The organism is Luteimonas yindakuii, from assembly GCF_004803715.2.
Classification (GTDB): Bacteria; Pseudomonadota; Gammaproteobacteria; order Xanthomonadales; family Xanthomonadaceae; genus Luteimonas; species Luteimonas yindakuii.
Genome location: NZ_CP039383.2, coordinates 1,013,575 through 1,039,284, shown reverse-complemented (window position 1 = coordinate 1,039,284; position 25,710 = coordinate 1,013,575). Strand labels below are relative to the sequence as shown.

General features: G+C 69.7%; 24 protein-coding genes. 10 read left to right on the top strand and 14 right to left on the bottom strand.

The window, feature by feature from the left end:
* Positions 1–63: 63 nt before the first annotated feature.
* Both pyrG and E5843_RS04690 read right to left on the bottom strand, forming a co-directional pair.
* Positions 64–1,755 (bottom strand): CTP synthase, encoded by a 1,692-nt coding sequence (pyrG, locus tag E5843_RS04695; protein WP_136411980.1) that lies wholly within the window; start codon positions 1,753–1,755, stop codon positions 64–66.
* A gap of 155 nt (positions 1,756–1,910) precedes the next feature.
* On the bottom strand, positions 1,911–2,213 hold the full coding sequence (locus E5843_RS04690) for a hypothetical protein (RefSeq protein WP_136411979.1): 303 nt from the start codon (positions 2,211–2,213) through the stop codon (positions 1,911–1,913).
* Positions 2,214–2,488: 275 nt separating this feature from the next.
* Here E5843_RS04690 and parE point away from each other — a divergent pair, with 275 nt between their 5' ends.
* Positions 2,489–4,378 (top strand): DNA topoisomerase IV subunit B, encoded by a 1,890-nt coding sequence (gene parE, locus E5843_RS04685; protein WP_141065722.1) that lies wholly within the window; start codon positions 2,489–2,491, stop codon positions 4,376–4,378.
* A gap of 237 nt (positions 4,379–4,615) precedes the next feature.
* Here parE and E5843_RS04680 read toward each other — a convergent pair whose 3' ends face one another.
* Together E5843_RS04680 and E5843_RS04675 are read right to left on the bottom strand one after the other, a co-directional pair.
* Entirely contained in the window at positions 4,616–5,410 is a 795-nt protein-coding gene (locus E5843_RS04680; protein WP_136411978.1) for an SDR family NAD(P)-dependent oxidoreductase, read from the bottom strand.
* Between the two features lie 27 nt (positions 5,411–5,437).
* A complete protein-coding gene (locus E5843_RS04675) occupies positions 5,438–6,292 on the bottom strand; it encodes a DODA-type extradiol aromatic ring-opening family dioxygenase (RefSeq protein WP_166815898.1) in 855 nt (284 codons plus the stop codon).
* A gap of 85 nt (positions 6,293–6,377) precedes the next feature.
* Between E5843_RS04675 and E5843_RS04670 the strand changes: the two genes are divergently transcribed.
* Positions 6,378–7,283, top strand: coding sequence for a LysR family transcriptional regulator (locus E5843_RS04670; protein WP_134672918.1), 906 nt, complete (start codon positions 6,378–6,380; stop codon positions 7,281–7,283).
* Here the strand turns inward: E5843_RS04670 and mdtD are convergent.
* The 6 genes from mdtD to E5843_RS04640 form a co-directional block, all read right to left on the bottom strand.
* Positions 7,280–8,698, bottom strand: coding sequence for a multidrug transporter subunit MdtD (gene mdtD, locus E5843_RS04665; protein ID WP_136411977.1), 1,419 nt, complete (start codon positions 8,696–8,698; stop codon positions 7,280–7,282). The two genes, E5843_RS04670 and mdtD, sit on opposite strands and share 4 nt — an antisense overlap.
* Positions 8,699–8,746: 48 nt before the next feature.
* Entirely contained in the window at positions 8,747–9,532 is a 786-nt protein-coding gene (gene hutG, locus E5843_RS04660; protein WP_136411976.1) for an N-formylglutamate deformylase, read from the bottom strand.
* Between the two features lie 40 nt (positions 9,533–9,572).
* Positions 9,573–10,952, bottom strand: a complete 1,380-nt coding sequence (gene gorA / locus E5843_RS04655) for a glutathione-disulfide reductase (RefSeq protein WP_141065721.1) — start codon at positions 10,950–10,952, stop codon at positions 9,573–9,575.
* Entirely contained in the window at positions 10,949–12,196 is a 1,248-nt protein-coding gene (locus tag E5843_RS04650) for an NAD(P)/FAD-dependent oxidoreductase (protein ID WP_141065720.1), read from the bottom strand. The genes gorA and E5843_RS04650 overlap by 4 nt, the downstream gene beginning before the upstream one ends.
* Before the next feature lie 9 nt (positions 12,197–12,205).
* Complete coding sequence (locus tag E5843_RS04645; RefSeq protein WP_136411975.1) at positions 12,206–13,393, bottom strand: DUF418 domain-containing protein; 1,188 nt, start codon at positions 13,391–13,393, stop codon at positions 12,206–12,208.
* Between the two features lie 120 nt (positions 13,394–13,513).
* Positions 13,514–13,996 carry an FKBP-type peptidyl-prolyl cis-trans isomerase gene (locus tag E5843_RS04640; RefSeq protein WP_134672912.1) on the bottom strand — a complete coding sequence of 161 codons (483 nt, stop codon included), beginning with the start codon at positions 13,994–13,996 and terminating at the stop codon, positions 13,514–13,516.
* 191 nt (positions 13,997–14,187) lie between these two features.
* Between E5843_RS04640 and E5843_RS04635 the strand changes: the two genes are divergently transcribed.
* From E5843_RS04635 to E5843_RS04620, 4 genes are all read left to right on the top strand, one after another.
* On the top strand, positions 14,188–14,658 hold the full coding sequence (locus E5843_RS04635) for a C40 family peptidase (RefSeq protein WP_136413029.1): 471 nt from the start codon (positions 14,188–14,190) through the stop codon (positions 14,656–14,658).
* 111 nt (positions 14,659–14,769) lie between these two features.
* Positions 14,770–15,447, top strand: coding sequence for a C40 family peptidase (locus E5843_RS04630; protein WP_244240833.1), 678 nt, complete (start codon positions 14,770–14,772; stop codon positions 15,445–15,447).
* A 126-nt stretch (positions 15,448–15,573) separates the two neighbouring features.
* Complete coding sequence (locus tag E5843_RS04625; RefSeq protein ID WP_141065719.1) at positions 15,574–15,993, top strand: hypothetical protein; 420 nt, start codon at positions 15,574–15,576, stop codon at positions 15,991–15,993.
* 42 nt (positions 15,994–16,035) lie between these two features.
* Positions 16,036–16,914, top strand: coding sequence for a bile acid:sodium symporter family protein (locus E5843_RS04620; protein ID WP_136411973.1), 879 nt, complete (start codon positions 16,036–16,038; stop codon positions 16,912–16,914).
* Positions 16,915–16,963: 49 nt separating this feature from the next.
* On the opposite strand, the gene E5843_RS04615 is transcribed toward E5843_RS04620, so the two are convergent.
* The 3 genes from E5843_RS04615 to E5843_RS04605 form a co-directional block, all read right to left on the bottom strand.
* On the bottom strand, positions 16,964–18,430 hold the full coding sequence (locus tag E5843_RS04615; RefSeq protein WP_141065718.1) for a M16 family metallopeptidase: 1,467 nt from the start codon (positions 18,428–18,430) through the stop codon (positions 16,964–16,966).
* Between the two features lie 10 nt (positions 18,431–18,440).
* Positions 18,441–19,862 (bottom strand): M16 family metallopeptidase, encoded by a 1,422-nt coding sequence (locus E5843_RS04610; RefSeq protein WP_134672908.1) that lies wholly within the window; start codon positions 19,860–19,862, stop codon positions 18,441–18,443.
* Between the two features lie 78 nt (positions 19,863–19,940).
* Positions 19,941–21,242, bottom strand: coding sequence for a dicarboxylate/amino acid:cation symporter (locus E5843_RS04605; protein ID WP_208002225.1), 1,302 nt, complete (start codon positions 21,240–21,242; stop codon positions 19,941–19,943).
* A gap of 152 nt (positions 21,243–21,394) precedes the next feature.
* Between E5843_RS04605 and E5843_RS04600 the strand changes: the two genes are divergently transcribed.
* From E5843_RS04600 to E5843_RS04590, 3 genes are all read left to right on the top strand, one after another.
* On the top strand, positions 21,395–23,089 hold the full coding sequence (locus tag E5843_RS04600; RefSeq protein WP_136411970.1) for an alkaline phosphatase: 1,695 nt from the start codon (positions 21,395–21,397) through the stop codon (positions 23,087–23,089).
* A 294-nt stretch (positions 23,090–23,383) separates the two neighbouring features.
* Positions 23,384–24,169 (top strand): 3-hydroxybutyrate dehydrogenase, encoded by a 786-nt coding sequence (locus E5843_RS04595; protein ID WP_136411969.1) that lies wholly within the window; start codon positions 23,384–23,386, stop codon positions 24,167–24,169.
* Positions 24,170–24,303: 134 nt separating this feature from the next.
* Positions 24,304–24,495 (top strand): hypothetical protein, encoded by a 192-nt coding sequence (locus tag E5843_RS04590; protein ID WP_136411968.1) that lies wholly within the window; start codon positions 24,304–24,306, stop codon positions 24,493–24,495.
* Between the two features lie 101 nt (positions 24,496–24,596).
* Here the strand turns inward: E5843_RS04590 and E5843_RS04585 are convergent, their stop codons facing one another.
* Positions 24,597–25,049: a CopD family protein gene (locus E5843_RS04585; RefSeq protein WP_136411967.1), complete on the bottom strand. Its 453-nt coding sequence runs from the start codon at positions 25,047–25,049 to the stop codon at positions 24,597–24,599.
* Positions 25,050–25,107: 58 nt separating this feature from the next.
* On the opposite strand from E5843_RS04585, the gene E5843_RS04580 reads away from it, so the two are divergent.
* Positions 25,108–25,701 carry a class I SAM-dependent methyltransferase gene (locus E5843_RS04580; protein WP_136411966.1) on the top strand — a complete coding sequence of 198 codons (594 nt, stop codon included), beginning with the start codon at positions 25,108–25,110 and terminating at the stop codon, positions 25,699–25,701.
* Positions 25,702–25,710: the final 9 nt, after the last annotated feature.

Genomic DNA, 25,710 nt, shown 5'->3' with positions numbered 1-25,710 from the left:
CCGCGATCTACGCGGAGCGCGGATGGAACGGAAACGGGTGCACGGAAGGATGGCAACAGCCGCTCATGCCGTCTCCATCTCACGCGCGGTACCCGCGGCGGCGACCTTGCAATCGCGCGCGGCGCGGACGAAGCCGACGAACAGCGGATGGCCGCCGCGCGGCGTGGACAGGAATTCGGGATGCGCCTGGCAGGCCAGGAACCACGGATGGCCCGGGAGTTCCACCATTTCCACCAGCAGGTCGTCCATCGACTTGGCGGAAATCACCAGGCCGGCATCCTCGAGGTGGGTGCGATAGCGGTTGTTGAACTCGTAACGGTGGCGATGCCTCTCGCCGACCACGTCCTTGCCGTACATCCGGTGCGCAAGGGTGCCCGGCTTGACCCGCTGCTCCTGCAGGCCCAGGCGCATGGTGCCGCCGAGGTCCGACTCCTCGCTGCGCAGCTCGACCTCGCCGGTGCGCGTGCGCCACTCGGTGATCAGGCCGATCACCGGATGCGGCGTCTGGCGGTCGTTCTCGGTGCTGTTGGCGCCCTCGAGCCCGGCGAGGTTGCGGGCCACGTCGACCACCGCCGCCTGCATGCCGTAGCAGATGCCGAAATACGGGATGCCGCGCTCGCGCGCATGCTGCGAGGCCAGCACCTTGCCCTCGAAGCCGCGGTCGCCGAAGCCGCCGGGCACGAGGATGCCGTCGGCACCGGCAAGCACCTGCGCCGCGCCATGGCGCTCGAGGTCCTGCGATTCCACCCAGTGCAGGTTGACGCGGGTGCGCTGGCGGATGCCGCCGTGCCGCAGTGCCTCGCCGACCGACTTGTAGGCGTCCTTGTGGTCGACGTACTTGCCCACCACGGCGATGGTGACCTCGTCGACCGGCTGCTCGGTTGCATCGACCACGTCGATCCACTCCGACAGGTCCGCATGCTCGGCCGCGCGGTCGCCGAGCTGCAGGCGCTCGACGATCAGCTGGTCCAGGCCCTGCGCGTGCAGCCACATCGGCAGCTTGTGGATGTTGTCGAGGTCGACCGCGGAGATCACCGCGCGCTCGGGCACGTTGGTGAACGAGGCGATCTTGCGGCGCTCGCCGTCGGGCAGCGGCTGCTCGCTGCGGCAGACGAGGATGTCGGGCTGGATGCCGATCGAGCGCAGCTCCTTGACCGAGTGCTGGGTCGGCTTGGTCTTCAGCTCGCCGGCGGCGGCGATGTAGGGCACCAGGGTGAGGTGCATGAAGACGGCCTTCTCGGCACCGCGGTCGGTGCGGATCTGGCGGATCGCCTCCAGGAAGGGCAGCGACTCGATATCGCCGACGGTGCCGCCGATCTCCACCAGCGCCAGGTCGTAGCCCTGGGTGGCTTCATCGATCGCGCGCTTGATCGCGTCGGTGATGTGCGGGATCACCTGCACGGTGGCGCCCAGATAGTCGCCGCGACGTTCCTTGCGGATCACGCTCTCGTAGATCTTGCCGGCGGTGATCGAGTTCTTGCCCGACAGGCGCACGTTGACGTAGCGCTCGTAGTGGCCGAGGTCGAGGTCGGTCTCGGCACCGTCGTCGGTGACGTACACCTCGCCATGCTGGAACGGGCTCATCGTGCCCGGATCGACGTTGATGTACGGGTCGAGCTTCATCATCGTCACCCGCAGCCCGCGCGCCTCGAGGATCGCGGCAAGCGAGGCGGCGGCGATGCCCTTCCCGAGGGAAGACACCACGCCGCCGGTGACGAAAACGAGCGGGGTGACGGAACGCAGAGGGGATGTCATGGGCACAGCGGTCGCTGGAAAGCCCCATTCTACAGGTTGCCGGCAGACCTCGCCCGACCACCAGCTGTCGGCCGGAACGGAAACGGGCGCCCTCCGCAGAAGGCGCCCGCTGTTGACCGGTCTTGAACTGTGGCGACCGACGTCGCACCGGTGGATCAGGCCGGATCTTCTTCCTCGAGCTCGTCGCGGACCTGCTCGGCGTCCTCGGCCTTCCTATCGGCATGGTCGGCATGCTTCTCGGCATGGTCGGCATGGGCTTCAGCCTGCTCGGCCTGCTGCTCGGCCGCCCAGGCGGACTCCTCGGCCTGCACCTCGGCCGCGGTGGCGGCTTCAGCCGACTGCGCCGCAGCGCGCTCGGCATCGCGCAGCGCCTCCTGGTCGACTTCCTGGGCAAAGGCCATCGGCGATGCCAGGGCGGCGCCCACCAGGGCGGTCAGGAGGATGTTGTGCTTCTTCATGGGTGTCTCCGTTTGGCAGTAACGCAGCGATCGCGGCGGAAAGTGCCGTGCTGCGACAGCGCCAAAGGAGCACATCGAGTCCGGCCATTGGCTGAACAACAACGGCTTAACATCAAGCCCACACGATCTTCACGAAAGCGGTCAGAACCAGTTCGTAAACAGGTGTTCACCCGGGTTGTCCTGCAAACGGTTTCCGTGCTGGGCCAGCCGTGGTGTGCGCGAAACCGCGACCGCCCAGTACCATGCGCGACTGCCTTACCCGGTCGCCGCAACGCATGAACAACCGCTACAACGCCGCCGACATCGAAGTGCTGTCCGGACTCGATCCGGTCAAGCGCCGCCCCGGCATGTACACCGACACCACGCGCCCCAACCACCTGGCGCAGGAAGTCATCGACAACGCCGTCGACGAAGCCCTGGCCGGGCACTCGCGGGTGATCGAGGTGACGCTCTACAAGGACGGCAGTTGCGAGGTCTCCGACGACGGCCGTGGCATGCCGGTCGACATCCACCCGGAGGAAGGCATTCCCGGCGTCGAGTTGATCCTGACCCGCCTGCACGCCGGCGGAAAGTTCAACAACCGCAACTACACCTTCTCCGGCGGCCTGCACGGCGTGGGCGTGAGCGTGGTCAACGCGCTGTCGACACTGGTGGAAGTGCACATCAAGCGCGACGGCCAGGAACACCGCATCACCTTCCGCAATGGCGATCGCGCCACCGCGCTCGAAGTCGTGGGCACGGTCGGCCGGAAGAACACCGGCACCCGCGTGCGGTTTTGGCCGGATGCGAAGTATTTCGACACCGGGAAATTCAACCTGCGCGCGCTGCGCCACCTGCTGCGCGCCAAGGCGGTGCTGTGTCCGGGCCTGACCGTGAAGCTGACCGACGAGGCCAGCGGCGAACAGGACAGCTGGTACTACGAGGACGGCCTGCGCGATTACCTGCGTGGCGAACTGGCCGGGCGCGAAGTGCTGCCGGCGGAGCTGTTCGTCGGCCGGCTCGGGCGCGAGACCGAGGCCGCGGACTGGGCGGTCGGCTGGGTGGCGGATGGCGAGCTGGTGCAGGAGAGCTACGTCAACCTGATCCCGACCGCGCAGCACGGCACCCATGTCAACGGCCTGCGCACCGGCTTCACCGACGCGCTGCGCGAGTTCTGTGACTTCCGCAACCTGCTGCCGCGTGGGGTGAAGCTTGCGCCGGAAGACGTGTGGGACCGGGTGTCCTTCGTGCTGTCGATGAAGATGACCGACCCGCAGTTCTCCGGGCAGACCAAGGAGCGGCTGTCGTCGCGCCAGGCCGCCGGTTTCGTCGAGGGCGCCGCGCACGACGCCTTCAGCCTGTGGCTCAACCAGCACGTCGAACTCGGCGAGAAGATCGCGCAGCTGGCGATCGAACGCGCCAGCGCGCGGCTCAAGACCGAGAAGCAGATCGTCCGCAAGAAGGTCACCCAGGGCCCGGCGCTGCCCGGCAAACTGGCCGACTGCATCAGCCAGGACCTGTCGCGCACCGAGCTGTTCCTGGTCGAGGGTGACTCCGCCGGCGGCAGCGCACGGCAGGCGCGCGACAAGGACTTCCAGGCGATCCTTCCGCTGCGCGGCAAGATCCTCAACACCTGGGAAGTGGCCAGCACGTCGGTGCTTGCGTCCGACGAGGTGCACAACCTCGCCATCGCCATCGGTTGCGACCCGGGCAAGGACGACATCTCGGGGCTGCGCTACGGCAAGGTGGTGATCCTCGCCGACGCCGATTCCGACGGGCTGCATATCGCCACGCTGCTGGCGGCGTTGTTCCTGCGCCACTTCCCGGCACTGGTCGCGGCCGGTCACATCTTCGTGGCGATGCCGCCGCTGTTCCGCGTCGACGTCGGCAAGCAGGTCTTCTATGCCCTCGACGAGGAGGAGAAGCGGCTGCTGCTGGAGAAGATCGAGCGCGAGAAGATCAAGGGCCAGGTCAACGTGACCCGCTTCAAGGGCCTGGGCGAGATGAATCCCTCACAGCTGCGCGAATCGGCGATCCATCCCGACACGCGCCGCCTGGTGCAGCTCACCAACGATGACGACCTCGCCACCCGCGGCCTGATGGACATGCTGCTGGCGAAGAAGCGCGCGGGCGACAGAAAGGCGTGGTTGGAAACGAAGGGCGATCTGGCGACGCTGGAGGTCTGAGCGCGGGCGCGTCAGTGGCGCCGGCCGTGGCGACGGCCCGTACATCACGGCAGCGGCACGCACTGCCTGGCGCGGTTGGAAACGAAGGGCGATCTGGCCACGCTGGAGGTCTGAGCGCGGGCGCGTCAGTGGCAACGGCCCGCGCCTCGCCGTAACGGAACGCCGCAAGGCGTGGCGGGAGACCGAAGGTCGCGCGCCACGCTCACCCGTCACGGGTGCGGTACAGCCGGCACGTTGTCAGGCGATGCTCTCGACGATCCCGCCCTCGACCCGCAGCGCGGCGCCGGTGGTGGCGCTGGCCTGCGGCGACGCGATGTACACGCTCATCGCCGCGACCTCGTCCGGATCGGCGAAGCGGCGCAGCAGTGACGACGGGCGGTTCTCGGCCAGGAACAGCGTTTCCATCTCCGCCGCGCCGACGCCGCGCTCCGCGGCGAGGTCGGCCATCATCTGCACCGCGCCTTCGGTACGCGTCGGTCCTGGCAGGATGCTGTTGACGGTGACGCCGGTGCCGGCGAGCACCTTGGCCAGGCCGCGCGACAGGCCCTGCAGTGCCGCCTTGCTGACGCCGTAATGCACCATCTCGGTCGGGATGTTGAGCGCGGACTCGCTGGACACGAACTGGATCCGGCCCCAGCCACGCTCGCGCATGCCGCGGGCGTAGTGGCGACCCAGACGCACGCCGCTCATGACGTTGACCTGCCAGAACCCGTCCCACAGCGCGTCGTCGATATCGAAGAACTCCTGCGCGCCATAGATGCCGAGGTTGTTGACCAGGATGTCGGCATCGGGGCGCGCGGCCACCAGCGCGGCGCAGCCTTCCGCGGTGCCGACATCCGCGACCACGCCGGTGGCGTCATCGCGGTTGGCGGTCTCGCGCAGCGCGGCAAGCGCGGTATCCACGCGCGCCCGGGTGCGGCCGACGATGGTGACGGTCGCGCCCGCCCGGGCCAGGCCGGTGGCGATGGCAAGGCCGATGCCGCCGGTGGACCCGGTGACGATGGCGGTCTTGCCGGACAGATCGATCTTCATGGGGAATCTCCTGTGGTCCGCGGCGTGTCAGCCGAAGCGGAATGCGGAAAGGGTGGTCTTCATGACTTCCTCGGAATAGACCTTGCGGCCTTCCGAACCGGCACTGGCGCCGGCGGCGACCAGCAGCGGCAGCAGGTGCTCCTCGCCGCCCGGCGGATGGCTGTCGCGGGCGTGCGGGGCGCTGGCCCAGTCCGCCAGCAGGGCCTCGCGCCGTGGCGTCGTGCTCTCGACCGCTTCGGTCAGCCATGCGTCGAACTTCGCCGACACCGGGGTATAGCGTGGATCGCCATAGCCGCGCATGTTGTGGAAGCTCATGCCGCTGCCGACGATCAGCACGCCCTCGTCGCGCAACGCGGACAGCGCGCGTCCGGCCTGGATGTGGGCAGCCGGGTCGAGGTCGCGACGCAGCGAGAGCTGGATCACCGGAATGTCCGCCTTCGGGAACATCAGCTTGAGCGGGATGAACATCCCGTGGTCGTAGCCGCGGGCCGGGTCGACCCGCGCCCGCTGCCCGCCCTCCTCCAGTTGCTGCACGATGCGCGCGGCCAGCTGCGGCTCGCCGGGTGCCGGATAGGTGAGTTCGTAGGTGTGGGGCGGGAACCCGTTGTAGTCGTAGATCAGGCCGGGCCGCGCATGGCCGGTGGTGCTGAAGGCCGGCTCCAGCCAGTGGCCGGACACCAGCACGATCGCGCGGGGGGTCGCCGGCAGCGTGTCGGCGATGCCCTTTAGGAACGTCGCCATGCGCGTCCAGGTGTCGGCGGGGTTCCAGTCCATGAAGAAGCATGGGCCGGCGCCGTGCGGAACGAACAGGACGGGCATGCGCGGATCGCGATTCGCACCCGGCGTGCCCGTATCGATTGCGGAAGTGGTGTCGGGATTCATGGCGGACAGTATCGGCTCACCGCGAAACGGTTAGAACCGGGCAATCCAGACCAACACCTCACACCTGCAGTGTTAGATTGCCTGCATGGACCGGATCACCAGCATGCGCGTCTTCGTGCGCGCCGCCACCGACGGCAGCCTGTCCGCCGCCGCGCGGCATCTGGGCATGTCGCCGGCCATGGCCACCAAGCACGTCAACGCGCTGGAAGCGCGGCTGGGCGTGAAGCTGTTCCATCGCACCACCAGGCGCCTGGCGCTGACCGAGGCGGGCGGCGATTACCTCGAAGCCTGCCTGCGGATCCTGCCCGACATCGACGAAGCCGAGGCAGCGGTCGCCTCGCAGCGGATCAAGGCCAGTGGCCTCTTGCGGATGAACGTGCCGCTGTCGTTCGGCCACAGCTTCGTGGCGCCGCTGATCCCCGAATTCAGCCGCCGGCATCCCGAGGTGACCATCGAACTGGGGCTGAGCGATGCGGAACTCGACATCATCGCCGGCAGCTGGGACCTCGCGATCCGTATCGGCCGCCTGGCCGACAGTCCGCTGCAGGCACGTCGCCTGGGCGACAGCCCGATGCGGGTCTGCGCTTCGCCGGCCTATCTCGACCAGCGCGGCATGCCGCGGCGCGTGGCCGAACTGGTCCATCACAACTGCCTGGGCTACACGCTGTCGGCGATGCAGGGTCGCGGCCACTGGGCGTTCGGCATCAATGGCGAGGTGCGCGTGCCCGCCACCGGCAACCTGCTGGCCAACAATGGTGATGCGCTGGTGGCCGCCGCCGTCCGCGGCCAGGGCATCGTCTACCAGCCGGAGTTCATCGTCGGCGACGCGATCAGGCGCGACGAGCTGGTCGTCCTGGAACTGGACCAGCCGACGATGGCACTCGGCGGCATCCACGTGCTCTACCCGCCCGACCGCCGCCCGCCGGCAAAGGTGCGGGTGATGATCGACTACCTCGCCGAGGTGTTCGACGCGCAGGCCCTACCGGGCTAGCGCTGCTCGGTGGTTTCCACGACTTGGTCGGGAATCCGCCGGGTGTTGCCGACCTGGGCGAAGATCGCCGCGGAGGCCGCGGTCACCGCTCCTATACAGATGAAGGTCCAGCGGAACGCCGCCACCACCGGTTCGGCCGCATCCGCGCCGGCGTCGGTGGAGAACGCGGCCAGCAGGCCGCCGGCGGTGGCCACGCCGAGGCTCATCGCCAGCATCATCACCATCGACAGCAGGCTGTTGCCGGCGCTGGCCTGCGCACCGCCGAGATCACGCAGGGTCAGGGTGTTCATCGCGGTGAACTGCAGCGAGTTGACCGCGCCGAAGCAGGCGAACTGCACGATCAGCAGCCACAGCGGCTGCCCGGGAACGATCAGGCCGAAGCTCGCCATCGCCGCGCCGGTGAGCACGGTGTTGACCACCAGCACGTTGCGGTAGCCGAAGCGATGCACCAGCGGCACCACGATGCGCTTGGACGACATGCCGGCCAGCACCACCGGGATCATCATCATGCCGGCCTGCGCCGGCGGGTAGCCCAGCGCCACCTGCAGCAGCAGCGGGATCAGGTACGGCATGCCGCCGCTGCCCAGGCGCGAGAACAGGTTGCCGATCACGCCCACCGCGTAGGTGCGCACGCGGAACAGCGCCAGCGGGAACAGCGGCGCCTTCGCCCGCGCCGCATGCAGCCAGTAGGCGACCAGCGCCGCCAGCCCGGAGACCAACAGCACCACGATCGCGCCCCGTCGCGGGGTCTCCCCGGCCAGCGCATCGACGGACACGGACACCGCGATCATGCCGAACGCGAGCAGGCCGTAGCCCACGCCATCGAAGCGCGCGACGGGAGCGCGCAGGTCGGGCATCAGCCGCAACGCCGCGAATGCACCCAGCACGCCCAGCGGCAGGTTGATCAGGAAGATCCAGTGCCACGACGCTACCTGCACCAGCCAGCCGCCCAGCGAGGGCCCGATCAGCGGGCCCATCAGGCCCGGCACGGTGACGAAGGTCATCGCGGCGAGGAAGTCCTGCCGCGGCACCGAGCGCAGCACCGCCAGCCGTCCGACCGGCAACAGCATCGACCCGCCCACGCCCTGCAGCACGCGCGCGGCCACCAGCGTGTCCAGGCTCTGCGCGAGCGCACAGGCCAGCGAGCCGGCGGTGAACACCACGATCGCGATCAGGAACAGCCGCCGGGTGCCGAAGCGGTCGGCCAGCCAGCCCGATGCGGGGATCAGCGTCGCCACGGTCAATGCGTACGCCACCACCACCGCCTGCATGCGCAACGGCGACTGGCCCAGGTCCGCCGCCATCGACGGCAGCGCGGTGTTGACGATGGTGGTGTCCAGCATCTGCATGAACACCGCGGCCGCGACCAGCCACAGCATCGGCTTGTACGGGCGCAGGGTTTCGGAGTCAGTCATCGCGCGGAGGATGGCGACTTGCGCGTACGGCGTGCGTCAACACCGCTGTCAGTCCAGCAGCGCGGTTGCCAGCAGCTCCCGCAGCAACGGCTGCAGCCGCGCGGCGCGATCACCGTCCCACGCGAACGTCGACTCGTCCATGTAGCAGCGCTGGCTGATCTCGAGCTGGACCGCGTCGACGCCCGCAGCCGGACGCCCGTAATGACGGGTGATATGGCCGCCCTTGAAACGCCCGTTGACGGCGACGTCGAAGCCGTCCTGCGCCGCCAGCACCGCGTCGAGACGCTGCTGCAGCGCGGCCGAACAGCTCGCGCCACTGGCGGTGCCGAGATTGAGGTCGGGCAGCCGGCCCTCGAACAGCCACGGCAGCGTGCCGCGGATCGAATGCGCCTCCCACAGCACGACGCGACCATGCGCCGTGCGCAGCCGATCGAGCTCGGCGGCCAGCGCGTCGTGGTACGGCCGCCACCAGGTGTGCACCCGCGCGGCGATCTCGTCCGGCGTTGGCTCCTGCCCCGGCAGGTAGACCGGCCCGCCATCGAAGCGGCGCACCGGGCACAGGCCGGTGGTGTTCTGGCCCGGGTATAGCGAGGTGTCGTCCTCGGAGCGGTTGAGGTCGACGACGTAGCGCGAATGCGTCGGCACGAGCAGCGAAGCACCCAGTTCGCGGGCGAACGCGTACAGGCGTTCGACGTGCCAGTCGGTATCCGGCACCTCGCGGGCTTCGGGCGTCAGCCGTGCGGCGATTGCGTCCGGCACGCGGGTGCCGTTGTGCGGGATGCTGACCAGCAGCGGCGCGCTGCCGCGATGGAGATGGAAGATGTCGTCTGTCATCGCACGAGTGTAAGCCGCGCACGGAACCCGCCGGCACGTGTCAGCGCAGCAGCACCAGCTCCTCGGCGCTGGTCGGATGCAGGGCGACCGTGTCGTGCAGGTCGGCGAGCGTGGCACCCATCTTCAGGGCCACCGCGAAGCCCTGCAGGATCTCGTCGGCGGCATCGCCGAGCAGGTGGATGCCGACCACGCGCTGTTGCGCCGGCGCATCCCCGTCGGCCACGCAGACCAGCTTGAACAGGCTGCACAGCGGGCTGTCGGCCAGCGCCTGCAGCATCGGCCGGAACTTCGTGCGGTACACACGTACCGCATCGCCATGCGCCTCGCGCGCCTGCGCTTCGGTCAGTCCCACCGCACCCAGCGGCGGATGCGAGAACACCACCGTCGGGATGTCGTCGTAGTCGAGCTTCGCATCGGCCCGGCCACCGAACAGGCGATCCATCAGCCGGCGTGCGGCGGCAATCGCCACCGGCGTCAGCGTGGCCTTGCCGGTGACATCGCCGACGGCATGCACGCCATCGACGCTGGTCGTCTGCAGGGCGTCGACCTCGATGTTGCCGCGCGCATCGAGCCGCACGCCGGCGGCGTCCAGCCCGAGGTCCGCGGTGCACGCACGCCGCCCCACCGCCAGCAGCACCTGGTCGTACGGGCCGTTGCGCGCGCCATCCTTGCCCCGCACGACGATGCCGTCGCCGTCGCGCTCGAGCGCGGCGGGCTCGGCGCCCAGGCGCAGGCCGATGCCGAGATGGCGGTAGTGCTCCTGCAGCTGCTCGACGATTTCCGCATCCGACGCCGACAGCAGCCGCGCCGAGCGCGCGTGGATATCGACATCGCTGCCCAGCGCCTGCAGCACCGCGGCCAGTTCGACCGAGATATATCCCCCGCCCACCAGGGCGACGCGGGGCGGTGCCTCGTTCCAGTGGAAGAAGTCGTCGGAGACGACGCCGAGTTCGGCGCCGGGTAAATCCGGGTGCACCGGCTGCGATCCGGTGGCGATAAGCACATGGCGCGCCCGCAGGCGCACGCCGTTGCCGGTTTCCACCGTGCGCGCGTCCACCAGCCGGCCGCGCTGCGGCATCCAGACGATGCCCGCCTCGTCCAGGCGCCGGCGGTAGCTCCCGTGGATGCCGGCGATGTAGCGCTGGCGGTCGGTGATGAACTCGCGCCAGGCGAACGCGGGGCGCGGCGGTACGTCGAAACCGAGGTCGGCGGCCTGGCCGATGCGGCTGGCGAGGTCCGCCGCGAGCCACATCGCCTTCTTCGGCACGCAGCCGGCGTTGACGCAGGTGCCGCCGAGTTCGGAGGGTTCCAGCAGCGCCACGCGTGCACCGTGGGCCGCCGCGCGGAAGGCGCCGGCAAGCCCGCCGGAACCGCCACCGATGACGACGAGGTCGAACTCCATCGGATCGCGCGCGCTCATCCGAAGCGCGCCGGGTCGAAGGGTTTCGGATCGAGGTGGGGCTCGCTGCCGGCGAGCAGTTCGGCGATGAGTCGCCCGGTCGCCGCGCTCATGCTCACGCCCAGCATCCCGTGGCCGGTGGCCAGCCACACGTTCCGGTGCGCCGGCGCGCGACCGATCAGCGGCATGTCGTCGATCGACAGTGGGCGCCAGCCGTACCACTCCTCCAGCTTCTGCGGGCCGACCGGCTCATGCAGGTATTCGGCCGCGCCGCGTTCGAGTGCATCGAGCCGGCGGCGGTTGAGGCTGGTGTCGTAGCCGGAGAACTCCATCGTGCTGCCGAGGCGGTAGCCGCTCTCCCACACGGTCACGCAGACGCTGCGTTCCTTGAGCACGATCGGCCGCTTCGGCGCCAGCGATGGCCGGCTGTAGGTGATCGAGTAGCCCTTGCCCGGCTGCACCGGGATGCGCAGCCCCAGCGACTTGCCGACGCTGGGCGACCACGAGCCCGCAGCCAGCACCAGGTCGCGTCCGCGGAAGCCGCCGCGTGCGGTGGTTACCGCCACGCCATCGGCATCGGCCTTGATCGCCTGCACCGCACAGTTTTCTTCGATGACGCCACCGGCGGCGCGTACCACGCGCGCGAGCTCGGCGACATAACGGTCGGGGCGCAGCCGTGCATCGCCGGGGAAACGCACCACCCCGGCAATGCCCTCGCGCAACGACGGCTCGCCGCGCAGGTAGGTGGGACCGTCGATGATGTCGACATCGATGCCGAGCGCCCGCAGGTCGCCGGCCTCGTGCTCGAAGGCCAGCAGGTCGCGCTCGCTGCGGTAGACGTAATCGACGCCCGACGCCTCGAACTCGCAGTCCAGCCCGAATCGCGACATCCACTCCTCGAGGGCCTGCCGCGACGCCTGCAGCATGCCGGCACGCGCGACCATGGCGCGGCGCCAGTCATTCGGATTGCAGCGCCAGGCGAAGCCCAGCATCCAGCGCCACAGCACCGGATCGAGCCGCGGCTTGACGTAGAACGGCGCATCCGGCGTGAACATCCAGCCCAGTGCCTTGCCCACCGTGCCGGGTGCCGCCAGTGGCGCGGCATGGCTGGGCGTGATGGTGCCGCAGTTGCCGTGCGAGCTGCCGCAGCCGATACCGCCGGCTTCGAGGATCCGCACACCGCGCCCGGTTTCCAGCAGCGACAGTGCGCACGCCAGGCCGACCACGCCCCCACCCACGATCAGTACGTCGTCACTTCGTTCCATCACGCAAGTCTACGCGTCGACACGGCGCCGACGCAGCGGCGGACGATGCCCATAGGTACACCAGCGCCACGCCCATTCGACCGGTCCGAAGCGGAACCGCGCCAGCCACCAGCGGCTGGCCAGCACCTGCAGCGAAAACACCGCCACGGCGAACAGCAGTAGCAGCGCCGGACCCCATTGACCGAACCGGCCCAGGCCATAGCCATAGAACAGGGTCGAGGCGATCAGCGACTGCAGCAGGTAGTGGGTCAGCGCCATCCGCCCGGCGGGTGCGACGGCGTCGAGCCGGTTGCGCCAGCGCGGATCGCGCCACGCCAGCACGACCGCGGAGACCAGGCCCAGCGCCATCGGCAACGCCGCGATCTGCATCAGCGCCAGCGCGACCATCCAGCGCCCATAACCGCCCGCCTGCTCCGTATGGAGTCCGACCACCGAGACGATCGCCACGGTTGCCAGCAGTCCCGCCGGCAGGCCGATCCAGCCCATCGCGCGGTGCCAGCGCAGATGCGCATCCGCCGTCTCGATGCGCCCGCTGCGCAACAGCCAGCCGCCGGTGAGGAACAGGCCCAGCGCCATCGGCACCGCCAGGATGTCCGAGCCGATCATCGTCGACAGGTCACGCAGCCGCTGCGCGGTGACGGCGACATAACCACCTTCGGCGTAGATGCGGCCCGCCGTCATCGCGGCTTCCGTGGACGCCGGTTCGAAATCGCCGGCCAGCAGCATCACCAGGGCGAACGCCGCCCACACGCCAAGGTAAAGCGCGAGCCCGAGGTCGCGCTGGCGCGGCGGCGGCAGGCCGCGCAACGCCAGCAGCAGGAACGCCGCCAGCGCATAGGTGCGCAGGATGTCGCCGGGCCACAGCAGCGCGCCATGCAGCAGGCCGATCACCAGCAGACCCCAGGTGCGCCGCTTCCATACCGCATCCGCCACCCCGCGCTGCTGCAGCAGGGCGAAGCCGATGCCGAACAGCAGCGAGAACAGCAGCCAGGCCTTGCCGGCCACGAATACCTGGATGAACCCCGCGGCGGCCACGTCCACCCCGCCCAGGCCGCTGCGCATGCCATTGGCGAGCGTGTCGAAGGGGCGGTTGAACGTCTCCAGATTGACGACGAAGATCCCGCCCAGCGCCAGCGCGCGCAGCGCATCGAGCGCGCCGATCCGGGCCCGATCGTCGATTGGCGCCCACTGCGTCATGCCTGCCTCCCCGGTCGAGCGGCGACCTTGCCGGAGGCTGGTGGCGACGGCAAGCGCGGGGCCGCAAACACGGAGGGCCCGCGCATGGCGGGCCCTCCGGACGGTGCCGCGAGCTTCGACTCAGTGGTGGTGGCCACCCTCGCCGTGCACGTGGCCGTGCTCGATCTCCTCCGCCGATGCCTCGCGCACCTCGACGATCTCGATGTCGAACTGCAGGTCCTTGCCGGCCATCGGATGATTGAGGTCGACGTCGACCACGCTCATGCCGACCTTCTGCACGGTGACCGCACGCGGGCCGAAATTGGTGTTGAGCACCACCTGCATGCCGGCGGTGAGGCGCTGGTTGCCGAAGTGCTTCTTCGGCACGCGCTGGGTCAGGCCGTCGCGGCGCTCGCCGTAGGCGTCCTCGGCGGTGACGTCGGCCTTGAAGCTCTCGCCCGCCTCGCGTCCGTCCATGGCTTTTTCCAGCCCCGGGATGATGTTGCCGTGGCCGAACAGGATCGCCAGCGGCTCGCCGCGGTCGCGCGAGCTCTCCACCGGCTCCTGGCCCGGCTCGGCGACGGTGTAATGGAAGCGGACGACGCGGTCTTTCTCGATCTTCATTGGGCGATCCTGCTGCGCGGCATGCGCCGCGGTGGGAAGGGAGGTTGGGGCGCACGGCGCCGCGGCTTCAAATCGCCACGCCGATCGGCCAAGATGCGGCCTCGATGAGCGACGATTATCCCGGCTTCCGCCGCACCGCGCCAACCCGCGCGCGCCGGTTCACCACGACCTGGACCGCCGTCGTGCTGTCGATGGCGCTGCTGGCGGGCTGTGGCGGCAACGATGTCCGCCCCGCGCCGGCACCTGTCGCCACGCGCAGCTGGACCCCCGTCGCGCCGTCCAACCCCGCCGCCGCCAACGCCGTCGTGATCCGTGCGATCAGCCTGGTCGGCACGCCGTACCGCTTCGGCGGCAACACGCCCGAGGGCGGCTTCGACTGCAGCGGGCTGGTCAACTACGTCTATCGCGACATGCTCGACCTGCGCCTGCCGCGTTCTTCCCGCGAACTGGCGGCGGTGCAGGGCCCGCGCATCCAACCGGCCCGGCTGACGTCCGGCGACCTGGTGTTCTTCGGCAGCCGTGGCGACGTGTCCCATGTCGGCATCTATGTCGGCGAAGGCCGCTTCGTGCATGCGCCGAGCAGTGGCGGCACGGTCCGCCTCGACCATCTCGACGGCCACTACTGGCGCGACAACTATTCGGGCGCACGTCGCATTCTTTGACGGCGGCCCCTGTTCATTCAGGGAATCTCTCGCATTCATTGACGCTCTCTTAACAAACCGGCCGGTTCGGTCGTGCACCATCACGCCACGCCTACATTCCTGACTTGACGCGTGACGACAGCCGAAACCCAGCCTCACGGCCCAACCGCCGCCAGTGCGACCCGCCGGATCCGGCGGATTTCCTCCTTCATTCTCGCCAGCGCCCTCTCCGGTCTCGCCCTGCCCGTCTTCGCGGCACCCGGCCTGGCTGGCGATTCCGCCGACCAGTCGCCGATGGTGGCGACCGTCAGCCAGCACCTGGCCGACCCGTTGCCCGCGGGTGGTCCGGAGGTTCTCTTCGCCTCCGACGTCAACCAGCTGATCGCCGCCGCCGACCTGGTCCGCCAGGAATCGAAGGCACAGCCGCGCGGTGGCGTGCAGGTCCTGCTGCAGCGCGCGATGACCCTGCTCGGCACGCCGTACCGCTGGGGTGGCACCTCGCCGGAGCGCGGCTTCGACTGCAGTGGCCTGGTCAGCTACGTCTTCAGCACCGCGCTGGGGATCGAGCTTCCGCGCGTATCGCGCGACATGGCGAACTCGGGCCAGCGCGTGAACCGCGACCAACTCGACGCCGGCGACCTGGTGTTCTTCAGCCGCCGCGGCGGCCGCATCGACCACGTCGGCATCTACCTCGGCGAGGGCCGTTTCCTGCACGCCCCCCGCAGCGGCCGCGACGTCACCGTGTCCGAACTCGACACCGGCTACTGGTCGGGCAAGTTCATGCAGGCCCGGCGCGTCGCCGGCGTCTGATCCACGCATCTCCTCGTACAGGCCGCCTCCGGGCGGCCTTTTTTTTCAGCCCGCTACGCTGCAGTGCGGCTTGCCCGGCGCGGGCACGCGCGGCGATGCTCGCCGACTGCCCGGGGAGAACTCGCCATGATCCGCACCCTGCTCGCCATCCTGGCCGGCCTGGTCGTTGCCATTGCCCTGATGCTGGCAATGGAGGCGCTGGCGGCATGGCTGTTTCCGCTGCCGCTGGACGCACGCATTGCCGGCGAGGAAGACCTGGCGCGGGTGGTCGCACAGGCGCCGCCGGTCAAGCTCGCGCTGGTGCTGCTCGGCTGGTGCCTGGCGGCGCTGGCAGGCGGCTGGGTGGCGGCGCGGCTGTCGGTCGCACGCACCAGCATGGCCGCGCTCGCGGTCGGCGCGCTGATCGTCGGCGGCGTGATCCTCAACGTGATGGCGTTGCCGCATCCGGGCTGGGTGATCGCCGGCGGCCTGCTGCTGCCGTTGCCGCTGGCCTGGGTAGGCGGCCTGCTGGCGCGCCGGCGCCTGCCCACCCGGCCCCGCCGCTGACGATCCCCCGCATCCTTATCCGTTCCCGGGGAGGGGAACCGCATGCAATCCACCCTGATCACCACGCTGCTGCTGCCGCTGGCACTCGGCGTGATCATGCTCGGTCTAGGCCTCGGGCTGACCGTCGACGATTTCCGCCGCGTGGCGCGCTACCCGCGGGCCGTGCTCACCGGCCTGCTGCTGCAGACGGGTGTGCTGCCCTGGGTGGCGCTGGGCCTGGCGCTGCTGTTCCGCCTGCCGCCGGAACTCGCGGTCGGCCTGATGCTGCTGGCGGCCTCGCCCGGCGGCGCCACCGCGAACATCTACAGCCATCTCGCCCGGGGTGATGTCGCGCTCAACATCACCCTGACCGCGATCAACAGCGTGCTGTGCCTGGTCACCCTGCCGGTGATCCTCAACCTGTCGTTGCGCTTCTTCCTCGGCGAAGGCCAGTACGTGCCGCCACCCGTGCAGAAGATCGTCGAGGTGGCGACGATCATAATCCTGCCCGTGGCGATCGGCATGACCGTGCGTGCGTTGGCGCCGGCGTTCGCCGCGCGCATGGAGAAGCCCATCCGCGCGATGTCGGTGCTGGTGCTGGTGCTGCTGATCGTGGCCGCGGTATCGCAGGCCTGGGACACCCTGGTCACCTGGTTCGCCGCGGTCGGCCTCGCCTGCCTGCTGTTCAACCTCGCCAGCATGGGCATCGGCTACGCCGCGCCGGTCGGCCTGAAGCTGCCGCGGCGCCAGGCCATCGCCATCGCGATGGAAATCGGCATCCACAACGGCACGCTCGCGATCTTCATCGCGCTCAACGTGCTCGGCAACGCGACGATGTCGGTGCCTGCGGCGGTCTACAGCCTGCTGATGTTCTTCACCGCGGCGGGATTCGCCTGGTGGGCGGCGCGCCGGCCTGCGGTGCTGGCCACGCAACCGGGCTGAGTCGAACGCCGATGCCGCCGACGGGGAGCCCCGCCGGCGGCGTCCGGCTTCAGTCGGCGCTGAAGTCGCCGTACGGTGCGAGCTGCGCCGCAACGCCGGCATCGCCGACGACCACGATGCTCTGCCGCTTCGGGTCGAAGAACTCGCGTGCGACCGCCTGCACCTGCTCGGCGCTGACCCGGCTGGTGCGGTCGACGTAGCTGCTCAGGTAATCCGCGGGCCGGCCGAGCACCCAGTTCGAGGCCAGCGCCGAGGCCACCGCCCCCTGCAGCTGGTTCTGGAACAGGTAGGTGCCGGCGGTGTAGCGCTTGGCGCGCTGCAGTTCGTCCGCGGCCACCACGGTATTGCGCATCTGCTCGAATTCCTTGAAGAACTCGCCGATGGCCGCGCCGGTCACCTCGTTGCGCACGTCGGCCTGGGCCTGGAATGCGCCACCCTGCGCCCGCAGGCCGAAGCTGCTGCCGGCGCCGTAGGTATAACCCTTGTCCTCGCGCAGGTTGCGCATCAGCCGGCTGTCGAAGCCGCCGCCGAGGATGGTGTTGGCGAGCGCCGCGGGAATCGCGCGGTCGTCGTCGGCATCGAAGGCCGGCCGGCCGATCCGCACCGCCGACTGCACGCTGCCCGCACGCGGGACCAGCACGAACTGCGGTTCACGCGGATAGTCCGGCGCCGGGACGGCCGTGACCGCCTCGCCCTCGCCTCGCCAGTCGCCGAACGCGGTGCGTGCCAGTGCCAGCGCCGCGTCGGCCTCGAGCGGCCCGGCGATGACCAGCAATGCCTGCTCGGGGCGGAAGCGCGCCACGTGCGCGGCCTTGAGGCCCTCGGCATCGGTGCCGGTGATGCCGGCCTCGGTCGGCAGCGTGTTGCCGTAGGGATGGCTACCGAACAGCACGCGTCCCATCGCACGGTTGGCCTGGTAGCCGGGCTGGGCCTCCATCGCCTTCAGGCCCTGCAGCGCATTGGTCTTTGCCAGCTGCACCTCGTTGGCCGGGAACGCCGGATTGCGCACCACGTCGGCGAACAGCGCCGCCAGCGGTGTCGCCGACGACGACAGGCCGGAGGCGATGACCAGCAGGCCATCGCTGCTGGCAGTGGCGCCCATCGATGCACCCAGGCGCTGCAGCTCCTCGGCGATCTGCAACGAGCTGCGGGTGGCGGTGCCCTCCTGCAACAGGCCGGCCAGCAGGTTGGACATGCCGGGCAGTCCCACCGGGTCGCTGGCGAGGCCGCCGCGCACGGCGAGCACGTAGTCCACCTTCGGCAGCCCGCCCTGGCGCGGCAGCACCCAGACGGTCAGGCCGTTGTCGAGGCGGTGCTCGACCAGGCCGAGTTCCGGCAATGGGCGGTCGGCATCGTAATCCGGCAGCCCGGCCGGCAGTTCGGTCGGCGGCGCGGTCACCGGCGCGGCGCCCGGCTGCTGTGCGTGGGCCGCGGCAGCGAACAGGCAGGCGCCCAGGGCGAGAGCAAGCGGACGCAGGACGACGGCGCCGCGGGAGGAACGGTTGTGGATAGCCATGGCGGTGTCCTCAGTCCTGCGTCGGGGCGGCGGGCGCGGGAGCGGCCGGAGCGGCGATGCCGCGTGCGGGCGCCATCGCGGCGGGCACCCGGTCGATGACGGTGCGGTTGCCTTCGGTGAGATAGGTGCGGGCCACGCGCTGCACGTCGGCCACGGTCACTGCCTGCACCCATTCCGGCACCCGGTTGAGGGTCTGTGCATCGCCCCACAGCAGCTGGGCCTTGGCGAGTTCGTCGGCGCGCGAGATGAAGGGCTCCAGCGCGTTGACGTAGTCGGCCAGCATCTTGGTCTTGGCGGCGGCAAGCGTCTCCGCCGGCACGCCCTCGGCGACGATGCGCGCGATCTCCTCGTCGATCGCCGCCAGCACCGCGTCCGGATCCACGTTCGGCTTGTACAGCGCGAACAGCGTCATCAGGGTCGGGCCGTCGTAGTCCCAGGCGTGGCCCATCGGCCAGCCCGCACCCCCCTCGAGGTTGAGCAGCTGCTCGCGGCCCTTGACCAGCCCCTGGTACAGCCGCGACGCATCACCGCCGGCCAGCAGCTGCGACAGCACCGCCATCGGTGCATGGTCGGCGCTGCCGCGCTCGGGCATCTTCCAGCCAACCGCCAGCGCCGGTACCTGGGCCAGCGCGTCGGCCTGCGCCTCGCGCCGGCCCTCGGTATTCAGTGGCTCGGAGACATCCGGGCTGTCGGGCGTGGCCCGCGCCGCGATACCGCCGAAGTATTCCTCCACCAGCGCGAACGCCTCATCGGCCGACACGTCGCCGACGATGCCGATGACCGCGTTGTTGGGGCCGTAGTAGTCGCGATGGAACGCTTCGACGTCGGCGAGCGTGGCGCCCTCGAGGTCCTTGAAGCTGCCGTAGCCGTCGTGCGCGTTGGCCCACTTCGAGAACGCCAGCCGGCCCATGTCGAACACGAAGAACAGGCCGTAGGGCTGGTTCTGCACGTTGACGCGGATCTCCTCCTTGACCACGTCCTGCTGGTTCTTGAGGTTGTCGGGCGAGAAGTCGAGCGTCTTCATGCGATCCGCTTCCAGCCACAGGATCGGCTTGAGCGCGGACACCGGCGCGGTCTCGATGTAGTTGGTGTAGTCCGGCCGGGTGGAGCCGTTGAGCCGGCCACCACCGCCCTGGATCACGCGGTCGAAGACGCCCTTGGGCGCCACCGGCGTGCCCTGGAACATCAGGTGTTCGAACAGATGCGCGAAGCCGGTGCGGTTCTCCGGCTCCAGCCGCATGCCGACGTTGTAGACCACGCTCACGCCGACGGTGGGCGAGCTGCGGTCCTCGGACACGACCACGGTCAGGCCGTTGTCGAGCGTGTGGGTACGGATCGGGATCGTCCAGCGATCGGGCTGCTGTGCGGCAGCCGGGATCGCCAGCGAAGCCAGCAGCGCGAGTGCGCCGCCAAGGACTGCTCTGGAACGCATGCGGTATTCCCCTTGGCCCTCCCCAGGGCCCGAATCGTGACTATAGCGTGGGCCCCGCCGCAGCCGGAACCCGCCGGATCAGCCCTTGTGCTCGAGGTGCGCCGGGGTCGTGGCCGGCGCGTCCGCGGCCTCGCCGCCGACGCCGAGGTCGCTGCCCGCGCGTTCGTAGACGTCGCGATCCAGCAGCCCGGTCTCGCGCGCGACCAGCACCGGCACCAGCATCTGGCCGGTGACGTTGGTCATCGTGCGCATCATGTCGAGGATGCGGTCGATCGCCAGCAGGATGCCCAGCACTTCCAGCGGCAGGCCCGCGGCGCTGAGCACCACGGTCGCCATCACCACCGCGGTGCCCGGCACGCCGGCGGTGCCGAAGCTGCCCAGCACCGAGGCCAGCAGGATCGCCACGTACTGCGCGAAGCTGAGCTCGATGCCGTAGTACTGCGCGGCGAAGATCGCCGCGAGCGTCGGATAGATCGCGCCGCAGCCGTCCATCTTGATGCTGGCGCCCAGCGGCACCGCGAACGCGGCGTAGTCGCGATTGACGCCGAGGCCGTGGGTGACTGCACGGATCGCCGCCGGCATCGCGGCGAAACTGGACGAACTGACGAACGCCACCTGCATCGCCGGGCCGGCGCCGCGGAAGAACTTCAGCGGGTTGAGGCCGTGGGTGAGCAGCAGCCCGCCGTACACCACCACGATATGGAAGGCGCAGGCCACGTACAGCGCGATGACGAAGTTGCCCAGCGGCAGCAGGCGCTCGAACCCGTACGTGCCGACCAGCCCGGCGATCAGGCCGAAGGTGCCGATCGGGGTGATCTCGAGCACGAAGCGGGTGACCTGGATCATCACGTCACTGGCCTGCCCGACGAGGCGACGCAGACCTTCGGTGCGGTCCCCGAGCTTCACCAGCGCGAAGCCCACCAGGCCGGCGAAGAAGATCACCTGCAGGATGCGGCCTTCGGCCAGCGCCGCGAACGGGTTGGTCGGCACGATGTCGAGCAGCACCTGCACCGGCGTGGGCACGTCGCGCGGCTGGTAGTCGATCGGCGGGGTCAGGGTCACCCCGACACCGGGGTTGAACAGGAACGCCGCGCCCAGCGCCACGGCGACCGCGATCGTCGCGGTCACGGCGAACCAGCCGAAGGTGCGCCCGCCCAGCGTCGCCATCGACTGCTGGCCGTGCAACGCGGACACGGCATTCATCACCGCGAAGAACACCAGCGGCACCGCGATCATGCGGATCAGGTTGACGTACAGCGTGCCCAGCGGTTGCAGCCAGGTTCCGGCAGCCGGACCCAGCAGCCAGCCGGCCAGGGCGCCGAGCACGAAGCCGCCTGCCACCCGCTTCCAGAACGCGATACGGAACCACCAGCCCAGCATGGGGAACATCCCGGGCACCGGGCCCGACAGCGAACAAGGGGGCGACGATACCGGAGCCGTTGCCATGATGGAGTCGTGTGGCTGCAACACTGAAGAACACCATCGGCGGCATAATGGGCGGCTTCCCTGCGCCGACGTTCCATTTTCAGCCCATGCACAAACTTTCCCTGCTCTGCGTGGCGGCCCTGCTGGCTGCCTGCGCCCCGCCGCAGCGCGCGCACCGTGCGGATGCCCCGGTCGCGCCGGTGGCGGTGCCCGGGATCGACCGTCCCGACGGCGAAACCGCCGCCTGGTGGTTCCGCAGCGGCGCCGCCGCGGCGGCCGAACGCGGCGCGATGGCGGGCCGCGCGCGCAACGTGATCCTGTTCGTCGGCGACGGCATGAGCCTGACCACCGTGGCTGCAGCGCGCATCCTCGCCGGCCAGCGCGACGGCGCCCCGGGCGAGGAACGGCTGCTGAGCTGGGAAGCGTTCCCGCACACCGCGCTCGCCCGCACCTACAACACCGACATGCAGACGCCGGATTCGGCCGGCACCATGACCGCGATGGCCACCGGCGCCAAGACCCGTGCCGGAGTCATCGGCGTCGGCCAGGCCCGCGCGCGCGCCGACTGCAGCGAGCTCGCCGGCAATGCACTGCTGTCGATCCGCGACCTCGCCGAGAGCGCCGGCATGGCGACCGGCATCGTCACCACCACGCGCATCACCCACGCCACGCCCGCCGCGACCTACGGCCACTCGCCCGACCGCAACTGGGAAGGCGACGTGCACCTGCCGCAGGATGCGATCGACGCCGGCTGCACCGACCTCGCGCGCCAGCTGGTGGAGATGCCCGGACGCGGCCCGGACGTGGTGTTCGGCGGCGGCCGTCGCTACTTCATGCCCGCCGGCCAGCGCGACCCGGAGCGGGACGACCGGGTCGGCCTGCGGCTGGACGGTCGCGATCTGATCGCCGACTGGCAGGCGCGTCACCCCGATGGCGCCTACGTGTGGAACCGCGCACAGCTGCAGGCGGCCCGAGGTCGCACGCCGGTGCTGGGCCTGTTCGAATACGACCATCTGCATTTCGAACACGACCGCGCCAATGACCCCGGCGAGCCCAGCCTGGCCGAGCTGACCACCGAGGCCATCGCGCGGCTGCGCGACGCGGACCGCGGCTATTTCCTGCTGGTCGAGGGTGGCCGCATCGACCATGCCCACCACTACGGCAACGCACACCGCGCGCTCACCGACACCATCGCGCTGGCCGATGCCGTGCAGGCGGCGGTCGACGCGACCGACGACGCGGACACGCTGATCCTGGTCACCGCCGACCACGCACATACGCTGACCTTCGCCGGCTATCCGGCGCGCGGCAATCCGATCCTTGGCAAGGTCCGCGGCAGCAGCGGCGAGGATGCGACGACGGGCTACGCACGGGACGCGCTCGGCCTGCCCTACACCACCCTCGGCTATGCCAACGGCCCCGGCTATGCCGGTGCAAGCGGTTCGCAGCCGGAGGGCCCGAAGACCTACTTCCATGTCGGCAGCGCCTACCAGTCGGCGCGCGGCCGCCCGGACCTGGGCGACGTCGACACCACGCATCCGGATTACCTGCAGGAATCGATCCTGCCGCTCGCCAGCGAGACGCACGGCGGCGACGACGTCGGCGTCTGGGCACGCGGCCCCGGCGCGCATGCGGTGCGCGGCAACGTCGAGCAGCACGTGCTGTTCCACTTCATGGTGCAGGCCACCCCACGCCTGCGCGAACGTTTGTGCGCACGGGACCTGTGCACCGCCGACGGCGTGCCGGTGGAGTTGCCGGACCCCGCGGATTTCGGTTTCGGACCCGGTGCGCGGGTGGAGTGATTGCCGATGCCTGCGGCTGCGACGCCGGCTGTGGGCTCGTCGTCCCCGCCAAGGCGGGGCTGCATCAACGTCGGGTCTCGTAGGCAGGTCCATGGACTCCCGCCTTCGCGGGAGTGACGGCAAACCGCTTTGGCCGACAGAAGCGCCGACAACGAATATCGCTGAAGCGGCATCTCACATGGGGTGTCGCCGCCGCCGAAGCTGCGTCGCGTTCCCGACCCCGCCCTTTCGTACGACAGGCCCGGCGCAGCCCCTTCGCTATCCTCGCTGCATTCTCTGAAGGAGCGTGATGCGATGAACCGACTCGACGGCAAGGTCTGCGTGGTCACCGGCGCGGCCAGCGGCATCGGCCTGCGGATTGCCGAGGTGTATGCGCAGGCCGGCGGCAGGGTGGTCATTGCCGACCTCAGGCAGGACGCCGCGGAAGCGGCGGCGGCGAGCATCCGCGACGGCGGCGGCGAGGCGATGGCGGTGGCGATGGACGTCACCGACGAACAGCAGGTGATCGACGGTGTCGCAAAAGCCGTTGCCGCTTGGGGCAAGGTCGACGTGCTGGTCGCCAATGCCGGCATCCAGATCGTCAACCGGATCACCGACTTCAGCTACGCCGACTGGAAGAAGCTGCTGGCGATCCATCTCGATGGCTCGTTCCTCACCACCCGCGAGTGCATGCGCGACATGGAGAAGCGTCGCGAAGGCGGCGCGATCATCTACATGGGCTCGGTGCACTCGCACCTGGCGTCGAAGCTCAAGGCGCCCTACGTCACCGCCAAGCACGGCCTGCTCGGGCTTGCGCGCACCGTGGCGAAGGAAGGCGCCGAGTACGGCGTGCGTGCCAACGTGATCTGCCCGGGCTTCGTGCGCACGCCGCTGGTGGAGAAGCAGATTCCCGAACAGGCGCGCGAGTTCGGCATCAGCGAAGACGAGGTGGTGAAGAGCATCATGCTCAAGGACACCGTGGATGGTGAGTTCACCACCGTCGACGACGTCGCCAACGTCGCCCTGATGCTTGCCGCATTCGAGACCAATGCGCTGACCGGCCAGAGCATCACCGTGAGCCACGGCTGGTTCATGCAGTAGGCCGGCACTCCTTCGCGGCGGTGCAGCAAGGCCACCGCGTCGAACGTGGTTAGGATCGGGCGGGTGGACCCGTCAACGACAGACCGGCGCTCCCGCCGCTCGCGCTGACGGCCCGGAACAAGGGAGGAGTGGATATGGGAGGTTTCGATCCCTGGCAGGGACTCGTGCTGCTGTTGCTCGTCGCGATCCCCGCAGCGGTCATCCTGGCAATGGTGTGGCTGCTCCGCCGCAACCGCGGACGGCCAGCGGCACTGTCCGGCGACCATGGCCGTGCCACGTTCGACGATGCGCAGGCGCGCGCACCGGCGATTTCACGCGTGGACTGAGCGCCGACACTCGTCCCCCACTGCGTCCGAGTGACCCTGCAGGGCATGCACCTGCAGGGTTTTTTGTTGCCTGCAACCGGGCGCGGCACCGCCGCCCCGCCTCAGAACGGCTTGGCCAGCACCAGCCAGACCACCACGATCAACCCCAGCACCGGCAGCTCGTTGAACCAGCGCAGCGCACGCGACGACGGCACGGCACGCCCTGCCCCGGCGCCCTTCAACCAGCGCCCGGCGATGACGAAATGCACCATCAGCAGCACCACCAGCAGCAGCTTGGCGTGCAGCCAGCCCGTACCCGAACCGACCATCGTCGGGAAACCGGCAAACATGCGATAGCCCAGCCACAGCACCAGGCCCAGCACCAGCGCCAGACCGGACATCACGTGGCCGAAGCGGTACAGCCGCCGACCCATCAGCACCAGGCGATCGCGCACCGTGGGTTCGGCACCGGCCTCGGCGATGTTGACGAGGATCCGCGGCAGGTAGAACGCTGCCGCCATGAAGGCGATGACGAACACGAGGTGGAAGGTCTTGACCCATAAATAGGCTTGCATGCGCGATGTCCTTGGCGATGGCGGTCGGGGGTGTGCCCCGGGGCGGTATCGTAACGGGATGGAAAAACGATACGACCGCGAATACTTCGACCGCTGGTACCGCGATGGCGGCATCGGTGGCACCCGACGGCTGCTGCGCAAGGTGGCGCTTGCATTGGCCACCGCCGAATACCAGCTGGAACGGCCGCTGCGCACCGTGCTCGACATCGGCTGCGGCGAAGGCGCGTGGCGCGCCCCGCTGCTGAAGCTGCGTCCGAAACTGCGCTATCTCGGCTTCGACAGCAGCGAGTACGCGGTGGACCGTTACGGTGCGCGACGCAACCTGCGTCGGGCGCGCTTCGCCGATTTCGAATTCCTGCGCCCATGCCCGCCTGCCGACCTGGTGATCTGCAGCGACGTGCTGCATTACCTGCCGACGCGCGAGATCGACCGTGGCCTGCCGGGCCTGGCGGCACTCTGCGGCGGTGTCGCCTTCCTCGAGACCTTCACCCGCGAGGACGACGCCGAGGGCGACGATGACGGCTTCCTGCGCCGGCCCGCCGCGTTCTATCGCAAGCGCTTCGCCGCCGTCGGCCTTCGTCCGCTGGGCTCGCACTGCTGGCTGTCGCCTGCCCTTGCCGAGTCCGCGACCGCTCTCGAAGTCATCGACTGACCGCAGACA

Bases quoted from the DNA above. Each gene is read 5' to 3' on its own strand.
- pyrG (WP_136411980.1), bottom strand. From the start codon at position 1,755: ATGACATCCCCTCTGCGTTCCGTCACCCCGCTCGTTTTCGTCACCGGC.
- E5843_RS04690 (WP_136411979.1), bottom strand. From the start codon at position 2,213: ATGAAGAAGCACAACATCCTCCTGACCGCCCTGGTGGGCGCCGCCCTG.
- parE (WP_141065722.1), top strand. From the start codon at position 2,489: ATGAACAACCGCTACAACGCCGCCGACATCGAAGTGCTGTCCGGACTC.
- E5843_RS04680 (WP_136411978.1), bottom strand. From the start codon at position 5,410: ATGAAGATCGATCTGTCCGGCAAGACCGCCATCGTCACCGGGTCCACC.
- E5843_RS04675 (WP_166815898.1), bottom strand. From the start codon at position 6,292: ATGAATCCCGACACCACTTCCGCAATCGATACGGGCACGCCGGGTGCG.
- E5843_RS04670 (WP_134672918.1), top strand. From the start codon at position 6,378: ATGGACCGGATCACCAGCATGCGCGTCTTCGTGCGCGCCGCCACCGAC.
- mdtD (WP_136411977.1), bottom strand. From the start codon at position 8,698: ATGACTGACTCCGAAACCCTGCGCCCGTACAAGCCGATGCTGTGGCTG.
- hutG (WP_136411976.1), bottom strand. From the start codon at position 9,532: ATGACAGACGACATCTTCCATCTCCATCGCGGCAGCGCGCCGCTGCTG.
- gorA (WP_141065721.1), bottom strand. From the start codon at position 10,952: ATGAGCGCGCGCGATCCGATGGAGTTCGACCTCGTCGTCATCGGTGGC.
- E5843_RS04650 (WP_141065720.1), bottom strand. From the start codon at position 12,196: ATGGAACGAAGTGACGACGTACTGATCGTGGGTGGGGGCGTGGTCGGC.
- E5843_RS04645 (WP_136411975.1), bottom strand. From the start codon at position 13,393: ATGACGCAGTGGGCGCCAATCGACGATCGGGCCCGGATCGGCGCGCTC.
- E5843_RS04640 (WP_134672912.1), bottom strand. From the start codon at position 13,996: ATGAAGATCGAGAAAGACCGCGTCGTCCGCTTCCATTACACCGTCGCC.
- E5843_RS04635 (WP_136413029.1), top strand. From the start codon at position 14,188: ATGGCGCTGCTGGCGGGCTGTGGCGGCAACGATGTCCGCCCCGCGCCG.
- E5843_RS04625 (WP_141065719.1), top strand. From the start codon at position 15,574: ATGATCCGCACCCTGCTCGCCATCCTGGCCGGCCTGGTCGTTGCCATT.
- E5843_RS04620 (WP_136411973.1), top strand. From the start codon at position 16,036: ATGCAATCCACCCTGATCACCACGCTGCTGCTGCCGCTGGCACTCGGC.
- E5843_RS04615 (WP_141065718.1), bottom strand. From the start codon at position 18,430: ATGGCTATCCACAACCGTTCCTCCCGCGGCGCCGTCGTCCTGCGTCCG.
- E5843_RS04610 (WP_134672908.1), bottom strand. From the start codon at position 19,862: ATGCGTTCCAGAGCAGTCCTTGGCGGCGCACTCGCGCTGCTGGCTTCG.
- E5843_RS04605 (WP_208002225.1), bottom strand. From the start codon at position 21,242: ATGCTGGGCTGGTGGTTCCGTATCGCGTTCTGGAAGCGGGTGGCAGGC.
- E5843_RS04600 (WP_136411970.1), top strand. From the start codon at position 21,395: ATGCACAAACTTTCCCTGCTCTGCGTGGCGGCCCTGCTGGCTGCCTGC.
- E5843_RS04595 (WP_136411969.1), top strand. From the start codon at position 23,384: ATGAACCGACTCGACGGCAAGGTCTGCGTGGTCACCGGCGCGGCCAGC.
- E5843_RS04590 (WP_136411968.1), top strand. From the start codon at position 24,304: ATGGGAGGTTTCGATCCCTGGCAGGGACTCGTGCTGCTGTTGCTCGTC.
- E5843_RS04585 (WP_136411967.1), bottom strand. From the start codon at position 25,049: ATGCAAGCCTATTTATGGGTCAAGACCTTCCACCTCGTGTTCGTCATC.
- E5843_RS04580 (WP_136411966.1), top strand. From the start codon at position 25,108: ATGGAAAAACGATACGACCGCGAATACTTCGACCGCTGGTACCGCGAT.